Origin of the sequence: Kitasatospora sp. NBC_00458, assembly GCF_036013975.1 — a bacterium.
Lineage (GTDB): Bacteria > Actinomycetota > Actinomycetes > Streptomycetales > Streptomycetaceae > Kitasatospora.
Map to the genome: position 1 here is coordinate 7,300,461 of NZ_CP107904.1, position 16,852 is coordinate 7,317,312.

The 16,852-nt window shown below is 76.1% G+C and carries 16 protein-coding genes; 8 read left to right on the forward strand and 8 right to left on the reverse strand.

Features of this window, described 5'->3' with window-relative positions; genetic code table 11:
- Positions 1 to 39 precede the first annotated feature (39 nt).
- Positions 40 to 1,815 (reverse strand): IucA/IucC family protein, encoded by a 1,776-nt coding sequence (locus OG550_RS29755; protein WP_327682722.1) that lies wholly within the window; start codon positions 1,813 to 1,815, stop codon positions 40 to 42.
- Entirely contained in the window at positions 1,812 to 3,095 is a 1,284-nt protein-coding gene (locus OG550_RS29760; RefSeq protein WP_327682723.1) for an ATP-grasp domain-containing protein, read from the reverse strand. Before OG550_RS29760 ends, OG550_RS29755 begins: the two co-directional genes overlap by 4 nt.
- Before the next feature lie 733 nt (positions 3,096 to 3,828).
- Between OG550_RS29760 and OG550_RS29765 the strand changes: the two genes are divergently transcribed.
- The 4 genes from OG550_RS29765 (at position 3,829) to OG550_RS29780 (ending at position 6,856) form a co-directional block, all read left to right on the forward strand.
- Complete coding sequence (locus tag OG550_RS29765; RefSeq protein ID WP_442906189.1) at positions 3,829 to 4,917, forward strand: (2Fe-2S)-binding protein; 1,089 nt, start codon at positions 3,829 to 3,831, stop codon at positions 4,915 to 4,917.
- A 177-nt stretch (positions 4,918 to 5,094) separates the two neighbouring features.
- Entirely contained in the window at positions 5,095 to 5,496 is a 402-nt protein-coding gene (locus tag OG550_RS29770; protein ID WP_327682728.1) for a VOC family protein, read from the forward strand.
- Between the two features lie 50 nt (positions 5,497 to 5,546).
- Complete coding sequence (locus OG550_RS29775) at positions 5,547 to 6,089, forward strand: AAA family ATPase (protein WP_327682730.1); 543 nt, start codon at positions 5,547 to 5,549, stop codon at positions 6,087 to 6,089.
- Positions 6,086 to 6,856 (forward strand): dienelactone hydrolase family protein, encoded by a 771-nt coding sequence (locus OG550_RS29780; RefSeq protein ID WP_327682731.1) that lies wholly within the window; start codon positions 6,086 to 6,088, stop codon positions 6,854 to 6,856. Before OG550_RS29775 ends, OG550_RS29780 begins: the two co-directional genes overlap by 4 nt.
- A gap of 23 nt (positions 6,857 to 6,879) precedes the next feature.
- Here the strand turns inward: OG550_RS29780 and OG550_RS29785 are convergent, their stop codons facing one another.
- Positions 6,880 to 7,587 carry a bleomycin resistance protein gene (locus OG550_RS29785; RefSeq protein ID WP_327682733.1) on the reverse strand — a complete coding sequence of 236 codons (708 nt, stop codon included), beginning with the start codon at positions 7,585 to 7,587 and terminating at the stop codon, positions 6,880 to 6,882.
- A gap of 138 nt (positions 7,588 to 7,725) precedes the next feature.
- Positions 7,726 to 8,238, reverse strand: a complete 513-nt coding sequence (locus OG550_RS29790; protein ID WP_327682734.1) for a GNAT family N-acetyltransferase — start codon at positions 8,236 to 8,238, stop codon at positions 7,726 to 7,728.
- 252 nt (positions 8,239 to 8,490) lie between these two features.
- On the opposite strand from OG550_RS29790, the gene OG550_RS29795 reads away from it, so the two are divergent.
- Complete coding sequence (locus OG550_RS29795) at positions 8,491 to 9,039, forward strand: hypothetical protein (protein WP_327682736.1); 549 nt, start codon at positions 8,491 to 8,493, stop codon at positions 9,037 to 9,039.
- Positions 9,040 to 9,125: 86 nt separating this feature from the next.
- Here OG550_RS29795 and OG550_RS29800 read toward each other — a convergent pair whose 3' ends face one another.
- The 3 genes from OG550_RS29800 to OG550_RS29810 form a co-directional block, all read right to left on the reverse strand.
- A complete protein-coding gene (locus OG550_RS29800; protein ID WP_327682738.1) occupies positions 9,126 to 9,698 on the reverse strand; it encodes a GNAT family N-acetyltransferase in 573 nt (190 codons plus the stop codon).
- A 118-nt stretch (positions 9,699 to 9,816) separates the two neighbouring features.
- The gene (locus OG550_RS29805; protein ID WP_327682740.1) at positions 9,817 to 10,824 is read right to left on the reverse strand and encodes an ABC transporter substrate-binding protein; all 1,008 of its coding nucleotides are present in this window, start codon (positions 10,822 to 10,824) and stop codon (positions 9,817 to 9,819) included.
- Positions 10,825 to 10,988: 164 nt separating this feature from the next.
- Entirely contained in the window at positions 10,989 to 11,765 is a 777-nt protein-coding gene (locus OG550_RS29810; protein WP_327682742.1) for a MerR family transcriptional regulator, read from the reverse strand.
- 215 nt (positions 11,766 to 11,980) lie between these two features.
- Here OG550_RS29810 and OG550_RS29815 point away from each other — a divergent pair, with 215 nt between their 5' ends.
- The 3 genes from OG550_RS29815 to OG550_RS29825 are packed head-to-tail and all read left to right on the forward strand — an operon-like array spanning position 11,981 to position 15,512.
- Positions 11,981 to 13,630 carry a flavin-containing monooxygenase gene (locus OG550_RS29815; protein ID WP_327682743.1) on the forward strand — a complete coding sequence of 550 codons (1,650 nt, stop codon included), beginning with the start codon at positions 11,981 to 11,983 and terminating at the stop codon, positions 13,628 to 13,630.
- Entirely contained in the window at positions 13,627 to 14,622 is a 996-nt protein-coding gene (locus OG550_RS29820) for an alpha/beta fold hydrolase (protein ID WP_327682745.1), read from the forward strand. The genes OG550_RS29815 and OG550_RS29820 overlap by 4 nt, the downstream gene beginning before the upstream one ends.
- Positions 14,619 to 15,512, forward strand: coding sequence for an SDR family oxidoreductase (locus OG550_RS29825; RefSeq protein WP_327682747.1), 894 nt, complete (start codon positions 14,619 to 14,621; stop codon positions 15,510 to 15,512). The genes OG550_RS29820 and OG550_RS29825 overlap by 4 nt, the downstream gene beginning before the upstream one ends.
- A gap of 186 nt (positions 15,513 to 15,698) precedes the next feature.
- Here OG550_RS29825 and OG550_RS29830 read toward each other — a convergent pair whose 3' ends face one another.
- Positions 15,699 to 16,835 (reverse strand): serine hydrolase domain-containing protein, encoded by a 1,137-nt coding sequence (locus OG550_RS29830; RefSeq protein WP_327682748.1) that lies wholly within the window; start codon positions 16,833 to 16,835, stop codon positions 15,699 to 15,701.
- Positions 16,836 to 16,852 lie beyond the last annotated feature (17 nt).

The following is a 16,852-nucleotide window of genomic DNA, read 5'->3' on the forward strand; positions in this document are numbered from 1 at the left end:
GGACCCGGGGCGAGGCCCCGGTGCCCGTGGCCGCGGCCGTCATCGGGCGGCGCCCGGTGCGGTGGCGCCCTGCGGGGACGGCAGCAGGTAGTTGGGGCCGGTCGTGTAGTGCTTGTTGATGTCGGCGGCGCCTGAGCGCTGCTTGCTGAGCAGGGTGCCGGCGGTGACCATCGCCTTGACGGGCAGCCGTTCGGTGTCCAGCAGGGCGGCGCGCAGGGGTGCGCCGGCGGGACCGATCCGGTCGACCGCCTCGGTCAGCCGTCGGCGCAACAGGGCCAGCAGGGTCGCCAGTTCGGCCCGGCCGTGGGCGGCGAGCCCGAAGGCCAGGGCGCCGGTGCAGAGGTGGCCGGTGATGGTGGCGAACAGGTCGGTGAGCGGCCGGTCGTCCGTCCCGAGGATCCGGGCGTCGTCGAACTCCGCCACGGCCGGGGCGGGGTCGCCGAGGGTGGCGGCGAGCCGGGCGGTGTGCAGGCGCGGGCCGTCGTCGTCCTTGTAGAGCAGGCGCAGGCCGCCGTGCTCGTCGAGGACGAGCGAGGTGTTCTGCTGGTGCGATTCGAGGGCGATGCCGTAGCCGAAGAGCGTGGTGTGCCAGTCGAGCAGGGGTTCCAGCAGCGCGTCGTAGAGGGCGACCGGGTCGCCGTCGAAGAACCGGTCGGCGAGACGGTCCACCACGAGCGGGCCGTGACCGCCGTGATCGCCGGAGCCGGCGTGGCCGGGTGAGGGGGCGAGCAGGGCCGCGAGCGGGACGGTGACGGACCGCTCCAGCCCCGTCGGGTAGCGGCGGAGCAGGACGGCGAGCAGCTCGTGCCCGGCGTGCGCCCAGGTCTGCTCGTCGGCGTGCAGGATCCGCCCGGCGAACCGCGGTTCGCGGGCCAGTACGGCCTCGATCAGCTGCTGGCCGGCCGCGCCGTCGCGGAGCGTGCCGGGCTTGATGGTGCGGCGGTTGAGCCGGCCGAGGGTGGCGGTGGCGAGCGGCAGCTTGAGGTGGTGGGAGGGGTCGTCGGCGACGGCGACCGTCCGCATCGACAGGGTGGGGACGACGGTCAGGTAGGGCCGGCTGGCCAGGACCGCGCGGTCCGCCAGGCCGGTGGCGCGCAGGGCCTCGTCGAGGTGTGCGCCGACGGTGAGCGGGTGGACCGGGAGGGTCTCCCAGGCCCGGTCGCCGCCGGGCAGGGCGAGGCCGAGCCAGCTCGGGGTGGGCCACCAGCAGGGCAGCGGCCGGTCGCCGTGCCGGGTGAGCGTGCCGACCGGGAGCGCGAGCCAGCGGAGCTCGAAGGCCGGGTGGAACTCCGGTGCGTGGGAGCGGAGTTGCTCCTCTTTGAAGCCGGAGCGGCCGCGTGCGGTCGGGTAGACGGGGTGGTCGAGGTAGGCGGCGAGGGTGTCGAGGCCGAGGGCTGCGGCGGGCCCGGTCCAGTGGGCCGGGTCGGCGCCGTACAGGTCGGTGAGCGTGCTGTGGACCTCGCCCCGGACCCGCTCGTGCAGCTCCATGGCGGCGAGGGTCTGCCGGCACTCCTCGGCGAACGCCTCCCAGCCGGGCCGGTCCTCCTCCTCGGCGAGGGGCGCGAGCGATGCCAGGATGCCCTCGGCACCCGTGACCCGGCGGCCGTCCAGGTCGATCGAGGGGAGCCTGGCCGCGTACTCGCTCTGGAACCCGTCGGGGGCGACCGGCACGGCGACCGCGCGTTCGGCGCTCAGCAGCCACGGGCCGTCGGCGCGTTCCTCCGGCACTCCTCGGGTGCGCAGCCCGAGCACGTCCTCGCGCAGCAGGGCGGACAGGACGCGCAGCGCGAGCCGGTCGGAGGCGGAGGTGTTCACGGGGTGATCTCCCAACGGTTTTCGGCGATGAACCGGGCGACGGCGGTGTCCACGGCGGCCTGGTCGGGGCCGACCGCCCAGACCACGCCCAGGTAGTCCCGGTTGGTGCGGTAGTGCTCGTGGCGTTCGCCGACCGCGCGCAGCGGCCGGTAGGCGAGCCGGACGCCGTCGCGCCGCTCGTCGTGCGGGGCGGGGGCGGCGCTGAGGGTGCCCGCCCGGTCGGCGCAGACCGGCTCGTTGCGGCCGCGCAGCGCACCGGCGGCGCACCGCTCGCCGAGGTCGGCGGGGAGTTCGCGGCCGAGGTGGACGGCGAGGACGAGTTCGAACAGCGGGATGCCGAGGAGTTCGGCGAGCATGAGGTCGCACTGGTCGCCTATGGCGCGGTAGTTGACCTCGACGATCCGGGCGCGGCCGTCCGGCTGGACGACGAACTCGGTGTGGCAGGCGCCGAGTCCGACGCCGGTCGCGTCGAGCTGGGCGAGCACCTGCGCGACCACGGCGGGCGGGTGTGCGGGGACGAACTCCAGCATCTCCTCGATGAAGTGCGGGGGCGCGGAGAGCCTGGTGCGGAACCCGCCGAGGACGTGCCGCCGCCGCCCGTCGCCGAGCGTCTCCAGGGTGTGCAGCGGCCCCTCCAGGAACTCCTCGACGACCAGCGCCTCGCCGCCCCGCCGGTGCTGGATCTCGGCGCAGCGCCGCACCAGTTCCGCGGCGTCGGGGACCAGCGAGACGTCCTCGCTGGCGACGCCCTCGCGCGGCTTGACCACGACGGGGAAGGTGAGGTCCGACTCGCGCAGCACGGAGGGGTCCCGGCCCGCCGGGAGTTCGACGGAGCGGACGGTGTCCAGTCCGGCGGCGGCCAGGTGGCGGCGGAGCTGGCCCTTGTTCTTGGCCCGCAGGGTGGCCTTCCAGTCCTTGCCCGGGAGCCCGAAGTACTCCGCGGCGAGGGCGGTCTGGGTCTGCAGGTGGTCGCTGTTGCTGAAGACGGCGAAGGCCGCGCCCGGTGCCCCGGCAGGGTCGGACGCGGTGCGGTCGCCGCCGGGCGGGGCCGCGGGCGCGTCGGTGGCCCGGTGCCGGGAGATCACTCCGACGACCTCGCGGAAGTCCCGGACGTCGCACTCCAGCACCTCGGGGACGCGTGCCAGGCCGGCGTAGGCGCTCCGGTGGGGACCGGCGTGGTCGGTGAGCACGGTGACGTCGAGTCCGAGCCGGGCGGCGGCCGGGAGGAAGCCCTGGGTGACCGAGTCGGTGGGGTTGAGGGCGAGCAGGTAGAGCCGCATGTCGGGGCGGGCTCCTCTCGGTGCGGGGGCTGGTGCGGTGGCTGGTGCGGTGGCCGGAGCGGGGGATGCGGTGGCCGGAGCGGGGGAGGGGAGGGCGGCGGCGGTCGGCAGGGGGCGGGCACCGCAGGGCCTACCCGCCCCGAGGGGGGCGATTCGCCGGCGGCCGGTTCCACCGGGCTCCGGCGCTCCCACCGCCCGCGACGGCCCGTGCGGGTCCGTGGCTGGTCCGGCGGCGCGGGCCCGGAGGCGTCGCTCCGGACGTCGGACGGGGCCGGGCGGGGCCGGGCGGCCCCGCGTGGCGCCCGCCGTGCCGGTGGCGTCGGCGCGCGCCGTGCCGGGCGCCGCGGCGGGGGTGTCCGGCGGCGGCGTCCCGTCCGGCGCCCCGACGACCCGGCGGCCGCGGGCCGGGCGCGGCCCCCGCCGGGCCGGGGCGCCCGGTGCCTCGCTCCGCCCGGTCACGGCGTCGGGCGGGCGGGTGCGCGGACCGCGGCGGCGGTGGCTGCGCCGACCGGCGGGAACGCGGGTCGGGCCGACGAGGGGCGGGGCTTCGCCGCGGCTGAGGGGGCCGGCGGATCGATGGTGAACACGGAGTCAAATATTAGGTTAGGCAAGCCTAACAACGTCAAATCCCGGCCGGATTGGGCCGTACGGGGACGGTCGGGGCGGGGTGGCGCGGAACGGCCTCCGCATGCCTATAAGGTGAGGCTCACCTAACACGATCTCGGGAGTGCCGATGATCTCCTCGGGCCCGCCCGTGCCCGCCGCCGTCCGCGCGGCGAACCCCCTGGACGCCGACTACCGGCGGCTGCTGGACCTCTGCCCCGTGCTCCGGGTCCGGCTGCTCGCGGACGACGAACCCGCGCCCTCCCGCCTCCAGGGCTGGTACTCCGCCGCCGAACTCGCGGGCGACCCGGAGGCGTTGGCCGACTCCCTGGCCGGCGAGGCCGCCCGGATCGCACCCGTGGCCGCCGGGTACGGCACCTCGCCGCGCCCCCACGTCGTCGCGTCCCGGCTGCTCCACCACTACCTCTGGTCGGTCTCGGTGCTGATCGCCGGGCCCTGGTACCTGGCCCGGCGCGTGCCGCTGATCGGCGGCGCGGACCTCTGGATGCACGCCGCCACCGGTGACCTCGCGCTGCGTCCGCGCGCCCACGTCACCCTGGCGGGGGAGGACGAGCTCCGGGCCGAGCTGCGGGCCGCCGTCGTCACCCACGTCGAACCGCTGCTCACCGCCTTCGCCGCCCCCGCCCGGCGCGGCACCAGGGCGCTGTGGGGCATGGTCACCGACGACCTCGCCTCGGCGATCTGGTACCTCGGGCGGATGCTCGACGCGACGCACCCGGCCGGGGAGGCCGGGGAAGCCGGGGAGGCCGGGGCGTCGGCGGCCGCCCGCGCGGCCGCCACCGTGGAGGCCGTCCTCGGGGGCGCCGTCCACGGTCCCGCCGAGCTCCGGGCCGTCTTCACGGAGCCGGCCGGTGCCCGGAGCGGCGCGGCCGGGGGCGAGGGGGAGTCCTGCGCGGCGGCCGGGGCTGCGACGCGGGCCCTCCGGGCGGAGGAAGCCGCACGCCCCGGCCCGTCCGAGGCCGCCCCGCACCCCGCCACCCACGAGGCCGCCGCCGTCGCCGCGGCCGGGGCCGTCCTGCCCGGGCACACCGAACCGCTCCCCGGGGCCGCCGACTTCCGCCTGCTGCGCGGTGAGGACGGACGCGCCCACCACACCCGGACCAGGCTCGGCTGCTGCCTCTACTACGCGATCCAGCCCGGCAACGCGTGCCTCACCTGCCCCCGCACGGCCGACGAGGAGCGGCTGCGCAGGCTCTGACGCCCCGTCGGCGCCGGGTGCGCCGGAAGCCCGGCCGGCGGGTGACCCGGCCGGGTCGGCGGGCGACGGCGCGTCAGGCCGGTGGCGCGGGCAGCCGCGCAGGTGGCGAGGCGGGTGGGCGCGCGGTGCACGGGCCGCCCGGTGCGGCCGGAGGGCCGCCCGGTACGCTCGGCCTCCATGATCGACTCCACCACCCACGTCCGCATCGCCCGCCCCTCCGGGGACCTGGCCGCCGCCGAACGCTTCTACGTCGACGCGCTCGGCCTCACCGTCCTGTGGCGCACCACCGAGCGCGTGTCGGGCGAGCACGACCTCCTGATGGTCGGCCCCGCGGGGGGCGGCTGGCACTTCGAACTCACCCACGACCCCGAGAACCCGCTGGAGCCGACCCCCACCGTCGACGACCTCTTCGTCGTCTACCTCGGCGCACCCGTGGACCCGGCCCTCCTCGACCGGCTCCGGGCCGCCGGGGGCACCCGGGTCCCCGCCCACAACCCGTACTGGGACGAGTTCGGCGTCACCGTCGCCGACCCGGACGGCTACCGCCTCGTCCTCTGCACCCGCAACTGGGCGTCCTGACCCGCCTGTCCACGCGCCGGTCCGCCGGTCCGGTCTGCGAGGATGGGGCGGTGCTGATCGTCATCGGAGGCCTCCCCGCCACCGGAAAGACCACGCTGGCCCGCGTCCTGGCCCGCCGGACCGGCGCCGTCCACCTGCGGGTCGACACCATCGAGCAGGCCATCCGGCGGGCGGGGCGCGCGGACGTGCCGATCGGACCGGCCGGCTACGCCGTCGCCTACGCGCTCGCGGAGGAGCACCTGCGCCAGGGCCTCACCGTCGTCGGCGAATCCGTCAACCCGCTCGCCGTCACCCGCGACGCCTGGCGGGACGCCGCCCTCCGGGCCGGAGTCCCCTTCCTGGAAGCGGAGGTCGTCTGCTCCGACCCCGCCGAGCACCGCCGCCGGGCGGAGCGGCGCACCGTCGACATACCCGGCCTGGCCCTGCCCGACTGGGCGGAGATCACGAACCGCGCCTACGAGCCGTGGCACCGTGACCGCCTGGTCGTAGACACCGCGGGCCGCCGGGTGGGGGATTGCGTGGAAGAGCTGTGCCGGGCCGTCGACACCTCGCGGACCGGGCACCCGCAGACAGAGGAGAACGGAACCACATGACGACGATCGCCGTGCGCGGCAGCTCCGTGGACGTCCCGACCGCCGACGGCGTCGCCGACGCCTACCTGGCCCACCCCGAGGACGGGCGGGCCCACCCGGGCGTCCTGCTGTACATGAACGCCTTCGGGCTGCGCCCGGTCCTGGAGTCGATGGCGGACCGGCTCGCCGCCGAGGGGTACACCGTGCTGGTGCCCAACGTGTTCTACCGGTACGGGCGCGCGCCGCTCGTCGAACTGCCCGCGCCACCCGCGCTGATCAGCACCCGCACCGACCCGACGCTCTTCGAGCGGCTCGGCCCGATGATGGACTCGCTCACCCCCGGGATCGTCGCCCGCGACGCCGGCGCGTACCTGCGGTGGCTGGCCGACTCCCCGGCGGTCGCGGACGGACCGGTCGGCATCACCGGCTACTGCCTGGGGGCGGACCTCGCGCTGCGGACCGCGGCCGCCCATCCGGACCGGGTGGCCGCGGCGGCCGGGTTCCACGGCGGCCTGCTCGCCACCGCGGAACCGGACAGCCCGCACCTGCTCGCCGAACGGGTCCGCGCGGAGCTGTACTTCGGCCATGCCGACCAGGACCCCTCGCTGCCGGTCGAGCAGATCGACCGGCTGGCGAAGTCCTTCGCCGACGCCGGTCTCCGGTACACCTGCGAGGTCTACCGGGGGGCGCCGCACGGCTTCACCCAGGCCGACACCGCCTCCTACCACCCCGAGGCCGACGCCCGGCACTGGGCGGCGCTGCTCGCGCTGCTGGAGCGCTCGCTCTGACCTTCCGTCGGGCGGTCAGGGCGTCAGGGTGAGATTCCGGCGAGCCGGTCCAGGTCGTCGCCGACGGACTCGCGTTCCGCCGCGGTGAGTCCGTCGGCGACGGCCGCGGCCCGTGCGGCGAAGGCGGCGGCCGAGACCGCGTCGGACATCCGGTCGGCCAGATCGGCGCGCAGGGCGAGCATCCGGAACAGCACGGCGGGCTCCGGGCGTTCGCCCTCCGAGGCCAGCGCCCGGTCCAGGAGCCGGGCGGCGGCGGTCAGGTCCTCCTTGGAGTCGGCGAGCAGCGCCGCGTGGTGCAGCGCCTTGGCGAACGGCTCGTCCGGGGGCGGGCGGTGGCCCTGGTCGTCGTCGATCGGCCGGACGATCCGCAGGCAGTTGCCGCCCGGATCGGTCATCAGGAACTGCCGGACGCCGTGCGACGTGTCGCCCACCGCGCCGATCCGCGGCAGGCCCCGGGTCGGCACCCGGCCGTAGGCGGCCTTGAGGCCCGCCCGGAAGGCGGCGTGCAGCCCGTCCACGTCGTCGGTGCAGATCAGGCAGGTGCTGAAGGAGCCGGCGGGGTCGTACCGCTTCATGCCGAAGAAGTGCAGCTGGATGCCGCCGCGCTCGACGACGGCGTAGGGGTTGGGGCTCTTCTGGTGGTAGGTGACCTCGAAGCCGAGGGCGGTGTAGAACTCCAGTACGGGCTGGAGGGTTTGGCAGGGCAGAATGGGAACTGTCGTCTCAGCCATGCCGACGGACTCTACGCGGCCCTGCCCCCGGGCGCACATGGCATTCGGTGCCGGTGCCCGTTCCGGTTCCGGTTCCGGCGGGAGCAACGGGCCTTGCCCACCGGGTTGTTGTACGGGTGGCGGCAGGCGGAGGGCGCGTCACGCGGGCGGGAGCCGTTTCGTCATCACGTACTCCGTGGTGGCACCGCCGGGGAGCGGGGCGCCGGGCTCGCCGGTGGCGGCGAACCCGTTGCGCCGGTAGAGGGCGACGGCGGCCTCGTTGCCCGGGACCACGGCGAGGCGCAGCGAGGTGGACCCGGCGTGTTGGGCCCACGCCTCGACCGCCGCGATCAGACGGTCCCCGAGCCCCCGTCCCCGCGCCCCGGGGCCGACCCAGACCGACCGCAGCTCGCTCACCCCGCCGGCCCCGCCGTCCGGCCCGGGCATGCCGCAGGCCAGTCCGACCGGTCGGCCGTCGCCCAGGACGGCCACCACGTGGACGGCGTCCGGCCGCGCGAACCGGGCCCGCCACCGCTCCTCCTCGCCGAGGTGCCAGTCCGACGCCCGGATGCGGAAGGCGTGCGGCGCGTCGGTGAGTGCGGCGAGCCGGGCGTCCCGCCAGAGCGGCCAGTCGGCGGGGTCGGCGGGGGTGAGGACGCGGAGGTCGGCCATGGCGGCAGTCTGCCCGGGGAGCGGCCGGTGGTCCACCGGGCCAGGCCGGAGGTCCACCCGGCCGGTCGGCCCCGCGGCTCGGCGACCCGGCGCGGGTCGGGTCGGGCCGGGTCCGTCCCGCGCCGCCGCGGCACCGGCGGGAGCGGTCCGGGCCGGCCGTGTCGACCGCCCGTATCCGACTGTCGCCGCCGACCGCTAGGTTGGGGAGGAGGGGTGGCCGGGCACGGTGAGGCGCAGCGGGGGGAGACCGGGGTGGAGCGTGCACGGCGCAGGCGGGGGGTCCGGGTTGCCGCGTCCCTCGGCGGGCTGGTCTGTCTCGGGGCGACCCTGTTCGTGGTCTGGCTGCTGCCCGGCCAGCGGATGGCGGCCACCCTCGGCATCGGTGCCGTCGACGGCCGGGTGGTCGTCGACGAGTGCTTCCGTACCTCGGACTTCGAGGGTGGCGGCGACGGCGTGGAGTGCGACGGCCGGTTCGTACCGGCGGGCGGCTCCGAGGTAGGGCGGCGTGTCCGGCTGAGGGAGGCCGGCGGTCTCCACCCCGCGGGCAGCCGGGTGGAGGTGCGGCTGGCCGGCGGCGACGCGTTCGAGGAGTCGATCGGGGCGTCCGTCGAGTTCGCCGGGCTCGCGGGCATCCTCCTCGCGCTGGGCGGCGCGGGGGTGGGCTGGTGCTTCGACACGGCCCGGCGGGGCGAAGCGGGTTCGGACGGCTGGATGATCGTCTTCTGCTTCGGCCCGATCGCCGCCGCCGTCCTGGGGGTCCCCCTCGTGCTCGTGCTCGCCCTGCTGGTCAAGCTGTTCTGACGGGGAGCGGCCGCCTGTCGCGCCACCCGTGCTCCGGGCGCCCCGCCTGCCTCGGGCGGCCCCCGCCTCACGACGGCGTCCCCGGACTACCCTCCGTCGGAGGTGTCCTGACGGCGCCGCTCCTCCCACTCGGACCGGAGCATGCCGAACAGCACCCGGTCGTAGCGGGCGCCGTCGAGCAGCACCGCGTCCCGGCGCCGCCCCTCCTCCCGGAAGCCGAGGCGGGTGAACGCGCGGGCGGCGCGCTCGTTGCCGCTCCAGGTGTCCAGCTCCATCCGGTGCAGCGGGAACGCGCCGAACAGGTGGTCCACCAGCAGCCCGAGCGCTTCCGACCCGTACCCGCCGCCCCAGAACTCCTTCTCGCCGATGGCGATCCCGACCTCGACGACCCCCTCGTACGGGTCGAGGCCCCGGTAGTCGACCAGGCCGATGGTGCGACCGCCGGCCGTCTCCTCGACGGTGAACACGGCGGTCTCGCGCGGGTCGAGCCGCAGGATCCGGCCGAAGCGCTCTGCCAGCGCCTCGGCGGTGGTCGGGCCGAAGCGCGGGTCGCCGGCCGCCGCCCAGCGCACCACCTCCGGGTCGTTGCGCCACCGGAGCTGGTGCTCCGCGTCCTCCGCGCGCGGCGCGCGCAGCCTCACTGCTCTGCCTTCGATCATGGACGGATGGTAGATCCGCCGCCCGCCCCGGTCACGCGGTTCGGGCACCGGCGGCCGACGGAGGGCCGGGGGAGGGGGCTCGGCGGTGCCGGTGGCGGTGCCGGGTGGCGGCGGGCGGTCAGCCGACGAGGTGCCGCCGGATCTGGTCGAGGACCTGACCCGCGCCGCCGTAGCCGATGCCGAGCATCCAGAGGTTGTCGTCCACCTCGTAGACCTTCCCGTCGCGCACCGCGTCGAGGCTGCTCCAGAGCGAGCCCGTGACGATCCTCGTGTGGTCGGACTCGGCCGGATCCCCGTAGACGGAGTAGAAGATGACGTCGGCCGCGGCCTGGTCGACCTGTTCGGGGCTGATCTCGATCGAGAAGCCGGGCTTGTCCTGGTTGGCGGGGCGGCCGACGCCGAGGTCCTTGAACAGCGAGCCCACGAAGGTGTCGTTGAGGTAGAGGCGGGTGGGCGCGCCGGCCAGGAAGCGGGCCATCTCGACCTTGAGCGCGGCCGCCTTCGCCGGGCCGCCGAGGGCGGTGACCAGCTCGCGCACCTTCGTCCGGTACGCCTCCTCCGCGGCGGCGGCCTCCGACTGCCTGCCCAGTGCCTCGGCGTGCAGCCGGACGTTCTCCTTCCAGGCAGGGCCGGTGGTCCTGCTCAGGACGGTCGGTGCGATCCTGGACAGCTCGTCGTAGCGCTTGTCGTCGCGGACCTGGTTGCTCAGGATGAGGTCGGGCCGCAGCGCGACGATCGCTTCCAGGTTGGGCGCGCCGATGGTGCCGACGGCCTTGACCCCGGCCAGGCGGTCGGCGGGCAGGTAGGCGGGGAACGGCGCACCGGCGGCCACCGTGGTGGCGCCGACCGGGGTGAGGCCGAGGGTGACCGCCGAGTCGAGGGCGTCGGTGTCGAGGACGACCACGCGGGCGGCGCGGGCCGGGACGGTGCTCTCGCCGCGCGCGTGCCGGACGACCCGGGGGCCGCCGGAGGACGCGCCCGGTGTGCTCGACCCGTCGGACCCGTCGGACCCGTCGGACCCGGTCACCCCGCCGGTCCCGCCGGAGCCGCAGGCGGCGAGCGCGAGGCCGGAGGCGAGGGCGAACAGTGTGCGGCGGGTGAGGGCGCGGGCGGCGGCATCGGGCATCGGGCGACTCCGTTCCGGCGGGCGGCGGGGCGCCCGATCCCTGCCCGGGGGAACGGATCGTTACGCCTCGGTGGCGGCCGGGGTGACGGTGGAGGCGGACGTGGCGGTGGAGGCCACGTCCGCGGGGGCGGGGCGGGGGCGGGGGCGGTGGCGGCCGCCGTCCGTCACTCCTCGCCCGGCTGCTCCATCCGCAGCCGCAGCAGCTCGTCGTACTCGGCGTGCACCCGCCGGTCCATCGCGAGCGCGAACTGGGCGTCGGTGACCGTGCGGGCGAGCGGGCGGACCCGCAGTATCTGCTCGGTCAGCCGGGCCGCCTCGCCCGGCGGCAGCGGGGCCTCGCCGGTGAGCGCGCCCAGGAACTGCTCGCGGACCAGCGCGGTGAAGATCTCGGCGATCGCGGTCACGTGCTCCTGGGTCCGCCGGCTGGCCTCCAGGACGACGGCGAGCGGCACGCCCTCCGCGACCAGTGCCGTCGTGGCGTCCATCAGCCGTCGGCTGACGTGGGTGATCCCGTCCTCCTCAAGGGTGACGAACCCCTGGGCGACGGACTCGGCGGTGTTCTCCCCGGTGAGCTGGTCGCCGAAGGCCGCCTTCAGCTCCTCCCAGTCGAGGTGCACCGGCACCTCGTCCGACCAGGGTGCGACGATCGCCGCTCCCAGGCCGATCAGCTCGGCGACGTCCCGGCCGCTCTCCCCGGCGCCGATCAGTTCGGCGATGCCGCCCAGGGTGTGGCCGCGTTCCAGGAGCTCGGCGATCATGCGCAGCCGGGCCAGGTGGGCCTCGCCGTACCAGGCGATCCGCCCCTCCCGGCGCGGCGGCTGGAGGAGCTTCCGCTCGCGGTAGAAGCGCAGGGTGCGGGTGGTGATGCCGGCGGCGTCGGCCAGTTCCTCCACCCGGTACTCGCGTCGTCTGTCCTCGGCGGCTGCGCTGACCTTGTCCACGGCGATCAGCATAGGACGGGTGGTCGCCGAACCGGGGTGGTCGTGCTTCTTCCATCGACTGTCAGCAAGGGCTACCCTGCCAATCGTGCCAGTGATTGCTGGCACGGTTGGGCTCGATCGGCGTTCAAGGTCCGCATGGCACGATCGGCGTGACCGGCGCCCCGCCGAGCAGTGGCAGCACGCACCCTCACGGCCCCATCCCAGGAGGACGCCGCATGGCATCCAGCAGCAAGCGCCCCCGCCCCGGAGCGACCGGTGCGACCGACGAGGCCGGTGCGACCGACGAAGCCGCGCCGGTCGCAGCGGTCGCACCGGTCACTCCGGCAGCCCCGGCCGCCCCGGGCGAGGAGTCCCGCGTCCCCCACGTCCGGGTCGCCGTCATCGGCTCCGGCTTCGGCGGGCTCGGCGCCGGCGTCCGGCTGCGCCGCGCCGGCATCACGGACTTCGTCATCCTGGAGCGCGCCGACTCGGTCGGCGGCACCTGGCGCGACAACAGCTACCCCGGCTGCGCCTGCGACGTCCCCTCCCACCTCTACTCCTTCTCCTTCGCCCCCAACCCCGAGTGGCCGCGCAGCTTCTCCGGCCAGCCGGACATCCGCGCGTACCTGGAGAAGGTCACCGACGTCTTCGGCATCCGCCCGCACCTGCGGTTCAACACCGAGGTCACCGAGGCCCGTTGGGACGCCGAGCGGGCCCACTGGCGGATCGCCACCACGGCCGGCCGGTGGACCGCCGACGCCGTCGTGGCCGCCGCCGGACCGCTCGCCGACCCGCAGATCCCGGACCTGCCCGGCCTGGACACCTTCCCCGGCAAGGTCTTCCACTCCTCCCGCTGGGACCACGACTACCGGCTCTCCGGCCAGCGGGTCGCGATGGTCGGCACCGGCGCCTCCGCCGCCCAGATCATTCCCGCGATCCAGCCGCAGGTCGGCAGCCTGACGGTCTTCCAGCGCACCCCGGCCTGGGTCCTGCCCAGGCGCGACCGCGAGATCACCGAACTGGAGAAGTGGCTGCACGGCCGGGTGCCGCTCACCGCGAAGCTCCGGCGCGGCGCGCTCTTCGCCCTCCGCGAGATCCAGGTCGACGCCTTCGTCCGACGGCCCGGCCTGCTCAAGGTGGTCCAGCGGCTCGCCGAACGCCACATCGCCGACGGCGTCGCCGACCCGGCCCTGCGCGCCAGGCTCACCCCCGACTACCGGATCGGCTGCAAGCGGATCCTGCTCAGCAACACCTACTACCCGGCGCTCGCCGCCGCCAACACCGAGGTGGTCTCCTCGGGCCTGAGCGAGGTGCGCGGTTCGACGCTGGTCGCGGCGGACGGCAGCGAGCACGAGGCGGACGCGATCGTCTTCGGGACCGGCTTCCACGTCACCGACATCCCCGTCGCCGCCCGGGTGTTCGGGGCCAACGGCACCAGCCTGGCCGAGGAGTGGAAGGACGGGGCGCAGGCGCTGCGCGGCTCCACCGTCCACGGCTTCCCGAACCTGTTCTTCGTCATCGGCCCCAACACCGGCCTCGGCAACAGCTCGATGATCCTGATGATCGAGTCCCAGCTCAACTACCTGGTCGACGCGCTGACCACGCTCGGCTCGGTCGGCGCCGCCGCCATGCAGCCCACCGCCCGGGCGCAGCGCCGCTGGAACCTCGAACTCCAGCACCGGATGGACCGCACCGTCTGGACCACCGGCGGCTGCCGCAGCTGGTACCTGGACAAGAACGGCACGAACACCGTGCTCTGGCCCGGATCCACCAGCTCCTTCCGCCGCGCCACCCGCCGGGTCGACCTGACCGAGTACGAGCTGATCCTCCGCGGGACCGGTGCCGCGGGCACGACCGCCACCGAGGCCGAGGAGGTCCTGGTATGAGCCGCCCTTCGATTCCCGCCGACTGCCTGCCGCCCGTCCCCACCGAGGAGTCGGAGGTCCGCTCCGCCGACGGCACCCGGCTGCACGTCGAGGTGTACGGGCAGCCCGGCGCGCCGACGGTCGTGCTCGCGCACGGCTGGACCTGCTCGACCCGCTTCTGGGCACCGGTGATCCACCGGCTCGCCGACCGCTACCGGGTGGTCGCCTACGACCAGCGCGGCCACGGGCGCAGCGAGGTCCCGCCCAGCCGGGTCCGCTACTCCACCCGCGCGCTCGCCGAGGACCTCTCCGCCGTGCTCGCCGGGACCGTCCCGGCGGGGGAGCGGGCCGTGCTGGCTGGCCACAGCATGGGCGGCATGACCATCATGGCCGCCGCGGGCCGGCCCGGGGTCGCCGACCGGACGGCCGCCGCCGTCCTGATCTCCACCGGCCCGTCCGACCTGGTCGCCGAACTGCGCGTGGTGCCGGGTGCGGTGCGCTCCCCGGGGCTGCGGCGCTTCCTGCACCGCCGGATCCTCCGCTCCCGGCTGCCGCTCGGCCCGATCGGGCCGGTCACCCGGGCGGCTCTCAAGTACGGGACGATGGGCGCCGGTTCGCCGGTCGAGCGGGCCGAGGTGACCGCCCGGATCGTGCACGCCTGCCCGACCGCGGTCCGGGCCAACTGGGCCCTGGTGCTGGACCGGCTGGACGTCCGCGCCGGACTGGCCCGGCTCACCGTGCCGACGGCGGTCGTCGTGGGCACCGACGACCGGCTCACCCCGCCGGTGCACGCGCACCGGATGGTCGCCGCGCTGGCCGACCCGCAGGGGCTGCTCCTGCTGCCCGGAGTCGGGCACATGGCGCCACTGGAGCGGCCGGCCGAGGTGGCCGCCGAGATCGACCGGCTCGCCGCCGCCCACCTGCCCGGTACGGCGGCCGCCGCCGCAGGGTCCGCGCCCGCCGCCGCGCCCGCCACCGGAACCGCCAGCTCCGAGAGGACCGCCGCCGCATGACCACCACCCCGCCGCTCTCCGCCCAGGTCGCCGTCGTCACCGGAGCCGCCCGGGGCGTCGGCGCGGCCCTCGCCCGCACCCTCGCCCGGCGCGGCGCGGAGGTCGCGCTGGTCGGCCTGGAACCGGACGAGCTCAAGGCCGTCGCCGCGCAGTGCGGTCCCGCCGCCACCGCCTGGGAGGTGGACGTCACCGACGTGGAGGCGCTCACCGGGGTCGCCGGCCGGATCAGGGAGCACTACGGCCGGATTGACACGGTCGTCGCCAACGCCGGCATCGCCATCGGCGGTCCGCTGCTGGACAGCGACCACCGGGCGTTCAGCCGGGTCATCGAGGTCAACCTGCTCGGCAGCGTGGCCACCGCCCGGGCCTTCCTCCCCGCCCTCGCCGACAGCCGCGGGTACCTGCTGCAGATCGCCTCGCTGGCCGCGCTCACCCCGGCGCCGCTGATGAGCGCGTACTGCGCGAGCAAGTCGGGAGTCGAGGCCTTCGCGCACGCGATCCGCGCCGAGGTCGCCCACCAGGGCGTCAAGGTCGGCGTCGGCTACCTGAGCTGGACCGACACGGACATGGTGCGCGGCGCCGACGAGGACACCGTCCTCAAGCAGATGCGGGACCGCCTGCCGTGGCCGGCCAACAAGACCTACCCCCTCGACCCGGCCGTGGACCGCCTGGTCGCCGGCATCGCCCGCCGCTCCGCCCACGTCTACGCGCAGGCGTGGCTGCGCGGCATGCAGCCGGTCCGCTGGATGCTGCCGTCCCTGATCGCGGCGGTCGGCTCCCGTGACGTCGCCCGGCTCGCCCCGCAGCTCGCGGCCACCGCCGCCTCCCGCCTGCGCCCCGTCGGCGCCGGCGGCGAGGCCGACACGGCGGCCGGCTCCGGGCGGCACTGACCCCGCCCCGGCCGGTCCCGCCTCGCGGGGCCGGCCGGGCTACGGGCCCCTCCGGCGTCCGGCGTCCGGCGCCTGAACGGGCGGACGTGGAACGGCCGTTGCCCGCCGTCCGGCGGCCCGCGCCTGCCGGGTGCTGACTGCCGGAGCTGCCCGCCGGGGCCTGCGTGCGAACCCTCGCCGGGACGGTCAACCCGTGGGCTCGGCCAGCAGCTTGAAGATGTCGTAGGCCGACTGGACGAAGCGCCCGTCGAGTGACGGGCCGGTGTTGGTGAGGGCGGCCACCGCGGTCGCGGTCTGCGGACAGAAGCCGACGAGGGCGGTGAATCCGCGGGTGGCCCCGGAGTGGAAGAGGAGGTCGCGGCCGTCCGCGGTCCTGCGCAGGTTCCAGACCAGGCCGAGCAGGTCGGCCGAGTGCGGAAGCCGCAGCCGCGGGCGGCCGACGTCGCGCAGGGCGCGTCCCAACCCGCTGTCGTCCGGCTCCAGATGGGCGGTCAGGTAGCGCAGGAGGTCGGCGCCGCCGGCCCGGACCGCGCCGGCGCCCGGGAGGCCGGGGATGCGCCAGGGCGGGAGCGGGTGGCGGCGCCGGTGGCCGGTGGCGCGGTGCGGGGAGTCGGGGGAGCAGGTGGTGGCGTGCAGGCCGAGGGGGCGGAACAGGCGGTCGGCGAGCAGCTCGGGGTAGCCGGTTCCGCCGGCCCCGGCGAGCAGCCGGCCGAGCAGGCCGACCCCGTAGTTCGAGTAGCCGAACCTCTCACCGGGCCGGTGGCGCACGGTGGTTCGGGCCAGGCCCGCGCGGAGTCGCCGTTCGTCGTAGCCGGCGTACGGGTTGGCGGTCCAGGCGGGGAGGGCGGTCGCCAGCAGGCCGGGCGGGAGCCTGGGCAGGCCGGAGGTGTGGGTGGCGAGGTGCAGCAGCCGGACCGGCCCGCCGTGCCGGACGTCGGGCGGCTGCCAGTCCGGCGGGAGGTGGCGCTCCAGCGGGTCGTCGAGGGCGAGTTCGCCGCGCTCGGCCATCACGGCGAGCAGCAGCGCGGTGTACGTCTTGGTGACGGAGCCGAGTTCGAAGACGGTGTCGGGTGTGCAGGGTTCCCCGTCGAGCGCGGTCCGGCCGTGGCAGTGGACGGCGGTCCGGCCGCCGCGTGCCACGGCCAGGGTCACGGCGGTGGCGTACGGCGCCGCGGCCCGGACGAGCCGGGCCAGCTGCTCCGCGCCCGGGCCGTCGGGGGCGGCCGGGGTGGTCCGGGCGGCCGGGGAGTCCCGCCCGTCGGAGGCCGCCCCGGCGGGCGGGAGGGGCCCGCTCGGCGCGGCCTCCGGGCCGGTGCGTGCCACGTCCGGGCCGGTCATCG